Source organism: Mailhella sp. (genome assembly GCF_057866825.1).
In genome coordinates this window covers 1-3,911 of record NZ_DBMAHT010000158.1, presented here as the reverse complement: position 1 = coordinate 3,911, position 3,911 = coordinate 1, and the positions used below count along the sequence as shown (strand labels likewise).

Sequence of the window (3,911 nt, the reverse complement as noted above, 5' to 3'; positions counted from 1 at the left end):
CAAATCCAGGTCTCCCCCCTCGGCAACGGCAAAAGCGCCCTCTCCGGCCCCGGCGTCTCCCGGGTGTGAAAGGCAGGAAAGGCAGAAAGAGAGAAAAGGCAGAAAAGACAGGAAAGGCATGCGGGGGAAATAATTCCCCCCGCGCCCCCCTGTTTCCGCCGAAGGCTTCGCCCTCGGCGGGGCGGGAGTGCAGGGTGCATGGCGCGTTGCCCAAAACGGCGGGCGTTCGGAAAGGCAGGGACTGCGAGGGGCGGTGTGCCTGGCGGGCGCGGTTCGGGCTGCGGACGCAGTGCAGGTGTGCGCTTCCGCGCCCACCTGCGGTGGCCGACACTGATTCCGGCCACGCCGGAATCAGTGTGAGTAAGGAAGGATTTCCAGATGTTGGGGGAGAGAATATCGGGGGCAGATTCGCAATGCAGACCGGATGGCCCTCTCTCAACGCTCTGGGGAACACGGGCGACATCAGGAATCCGGCCGACGGTCATAACAGCCGGAATTCACTTCCGGCGTCAAGCGCAGCCGCCGTCGTGCAAGTGGTGCAGGCCGTCAAACATGTAAATTGCGCAAACGGGACGCGCAGCCCCGGGCGTTCGTCAAACCTGTGACTTGCGGCGACGCAGCTGGGGAAGAACGAGTTTCAGGAAGATGGCGAGGGAGACGAGCTGTCCCAGCGCGCCCACGCGATAGGCGGCGTCCATGCCCAGGGCGTCGGCAATGACTCCGCCGCTCAACAGGGCGAGGAAAAGGCCGCCGTCCATGCCGATGAAGTACATGGAACTTGCCACGCCGCGGCGGGACTTGTCGGCAAGGGACATGAGAATGGTCTGAAAGCTCGGCATGAGCGCGCCCAGCGAGATGCCGAGCCACGTGCCGCAGAGCACGAACACTATGGGCGACGCGGTGCAGGAAAGCAGCATGGCTCCGCCCAGGGTGGCGAGCTCGGAGAAGCAGATAAGCTGCGCAATGAAGCCGTGATCGACGATGTAGCCGGAAAAGAGTCGGCTGCCCATGAGTCCCAGGCCCATGAACAGGAAATAGAGGCTGGCGTAGTCGGCAAGGCCGTTTTCTCTGGCGAGCACGGAAAGGTAGTTGGTAATCATGCCCTGCATGAAGGAGGCGATGAGCAGCGCGAGAAGGGCAAAAATGCCTTCCTTCATGAAGAACATGTCGGGCGAGAGCTTCTTTTGCCGTATGACGATTTGCTTTCGCGGACGCAGAAGCATTTGAAACACGGCTCCCGCGAACGCGAATCCCGCCGGGACCCAGAAGGCGGCGGCATAGGAAAAGGCGGCCGCGGAGAGGCCGAGCATGGGGCCGAAAATCATGCCGAGCGACACGGTGCTGCTGAAAATGCCGATGCCTGTGCCCATTTTGCCTTCGGGCATGAAATCCACGGCAAGCGTGGCCTGCGAGGTGGTCATGGAGGAAAAGACCAGGCCGTGCGTGAAGCGGACAAGCATGAAGACCAGCACGCCCGAAGCCACAAGGCAGAGCGGAAAGCAGACCACACAGGAAAGCGTGGAGAAAATGAGAACGTGCCGTCTGTCGAACCTGTCGGCAATGACGCCGGAAAAAGGCCGGAACAGCAGCGCCACCAGAGGAAATACGGCCATGGCCACGCCCATGACGGATTTCTGACAGTGCAGCACGTCCATGAGATAAAGCGGCAGCACGGGCATGATGGAATATCCCGCCATGCAGGTGCAGAGATTGGCCAGACAGATCAGAACGAAATTTCGGGTGAAGAGCGTTTGCCCGGGGACCGGTTTCGGATTTCCGTCGTTTTGCTTCATGGTACGCACTCCGGAAAAATGACCGCGCATGGCGGAAAAGGTTCCTTTGTGTCTGATACCATGTTTTCTCCGTCTGCGTAAAGTCGGAGCGCAAGCCCCTGCTCCGTCGCACGCAGCCCCTTAATATTCTCCCCCCAACTATCTGGAAATCCTTTCCTTGCAGTCTCCCCGAAGAGCACACAGGCCCATTTGCGCAAGACACACTGTACGGCCTGCGAAACTTGCACGACGGGCATGGCGTTTAACGGCGGGAGTGAATCCCGCCTGCTTATGCCCGTCGGCGCGACCGTCTGAAGACAGGTCGCGGGCCCCCGAGCGTTGAGAAACGGCCTTTCGGCCTACTTTCCCCCCCTTCGCCTTGCTCCGCGCATAATCTTCCCGTTCACCCTGTCCTGCTGAAGCAGCTTTAGCTGCGAAGCAGAAACAGGGGGGCGCGGGGGGAATTATTTCCCCCGCATGCCTTTCCTGTCTTTCCTGCCTTTTCTGCCTTTCCTCTCTTCCTGCCTTTACTTTGCGGGGCGGTCGAAGCGGGGGACGGGGAGGTGGCAGCCGCCGCGGCCGGTGCGTTTTGTGAAGTCCTGGTGCCAGGCTTCGGCCTCGTAGAAGGGGCCGGCGGGTTCGAGTTGGGTGACGACGTCGTAGCCGAGGCGGCGCAGTTCATCAATGAGCTTTTGTGCGGTCTGCTTCTGATTTTCGTCCAGCCAGAACACGGCGGAGCGGTACTGGCTGCCCACGTCCGGGCCCTGGCGATTCAGCTGGGTGGGATCGTGGATTTCAAAGAAACGGCGCACGATGGCTTCATAGCTGATTTTGGCGGGATCGAAGCGCACAAGCACGGCTTCGGCGTGGCCGGTATCGCCGCGGCAGACATCCTCATAGGACGGCCGGTCGGTATGCCCGCCCGTGTAGCCGGAACGCACGTCCACCACGCCCGGCAGCTTACTCATGGCGTCTTCCACGCCCCAGAAGCAGCCGCCCGCAAGCACCGCCACACTGGTTCCGTGAACCTGCGTGTACAGCGCAAGCCCCAGCTTTTCCTTCTCGCTGCCCGCAGGCGCAAAGCTCATCGACAACGAATTCACGCAGTAACGCGTATTCTTTTCCGTCAGCCGCTCGCCTTCAAACACGTGCCCCAGGTGCGCCCCGCAATGATTGCACACGATCTCCACGCGGCGACCGTCGGCATCGGGCAGACGACGCACAATGTCGGGCAGCGCATCGTCAAAGGCGGGCCAGCCGCATCCGGAATCAAACTTGTCCGACGAACGATACAGCGCTACGCCGCACTGACGGCACAAATACGTTCCCGCCGCCGTGTTCTTTTCATACTCACCGGACCACGGCGCTTCCGTGGCCTTGCGGAGAATCACATCCGCTTCCCTGGGCGTGAGAGGCGGCACGGCAGCATCGCCGCGCGCCACAATACGAAATCCGCTCTCTGTCATGGCAACCGGCTCCCGTAAAGGGTCAAAGGTTGGACGGGTAAACTTCGCCGCCGCGTCGCTTGCAAAAAGAGCCAGCAGCAGCACAAGGAAAAAGGCGCGTCGCGCTCTGACCTTGTCGTACATGGCACCCTCCTTATTAAGAATCTTTACTGATAAGTAGTCGCGCTCCGATAAAAAAGCAAGTCATTTCTTGAGACATGCAAAAAAAAGTCATTCCACGGAGGAATCAAAGATTTCCACAGTCCTCCTGCATCGAGCTCATGATGAATCTGCGCTCCAAATGCGGCTTGCTCCGTTCTGGTTTGCCTGCGGCTCCACCTCGCCGTAGCAAACGCCACTGCCAAACGTGCAGCGCTCCCCACGCGCTTTGCTCCGCCGGGGATCGGGATTTCCCCCGGGCAAGCCCTGCGTCGTGCTTCACTGTGGGGGGAGGCATCGGGACTTTGCTTGCGCGTACCTCATGACTGCCCGGAAGTTCGAGGGAATGTCGAGAGCTGCCGCGCCGCGCACGCTCTCGCCTCTGTTTTTGCCCTGCCCTCCTCGCAGTTGCCGTAGAGTTCCTGACCGATCCTTTTATTCTCGCACCAGTCCTCGCCTGCGCCTCAGTTCCGTGCCGCCGTTTGCCGATAAAAAAAGGCAGCTCGTTGCAGAACTGCCTTGGCACTCATTTGTG

Annotated in this window: 2 protein-coding genes; both read right to left on the bottom strand. The window is 60.5% G+C overall.

The window, feature by feature from the left end; translation table 11 throughout:
* Positions 1-593 precede the first annotated feature (593 nt).
* Positions 594-1,793 (bottom strand): MFS transporter, encoded by a 1,200-nt coding sequence (locus tag ACZM96_RS09935; protein ID WP_489488854.1) that lies wholly within the window; start codon positions 1,791-1,793, stop codon positions 594-596.
* A gap of 506 nt (positions 1,794-2,299) precedes the next feature.
* Entirely contained in the window at positions 2,300-3,361 is a 1,062-nt protein-coding gene (locus ACZM96_RS09930) for a bifunctional methionine sulfoxide reductase B/A protein (RefSeq protein ID WP_489488852.1), read from the bottom strand.
* Positions 3,362-3,911: the final 550 nt, after the last annotated feature.

Bases quoted from the DNA above. Each gene is read 5' to 3' on its own strand.
- ACZM96_RS09935 (WP_489488854.1), bottom strand. From the start codon at position 1,793: ATGAAGCAAAACGACGGAAATCCGAAACCGGTCCCCGGGCAAACGCTC.
- ACZM96_RS09930 (WP_489488852.1), bottom strand. From the start codon at position 3,361: ATGTACGACAAGGTCAGAGCGCGACGCGCCTTTTTCCTTGTGCTGCTG.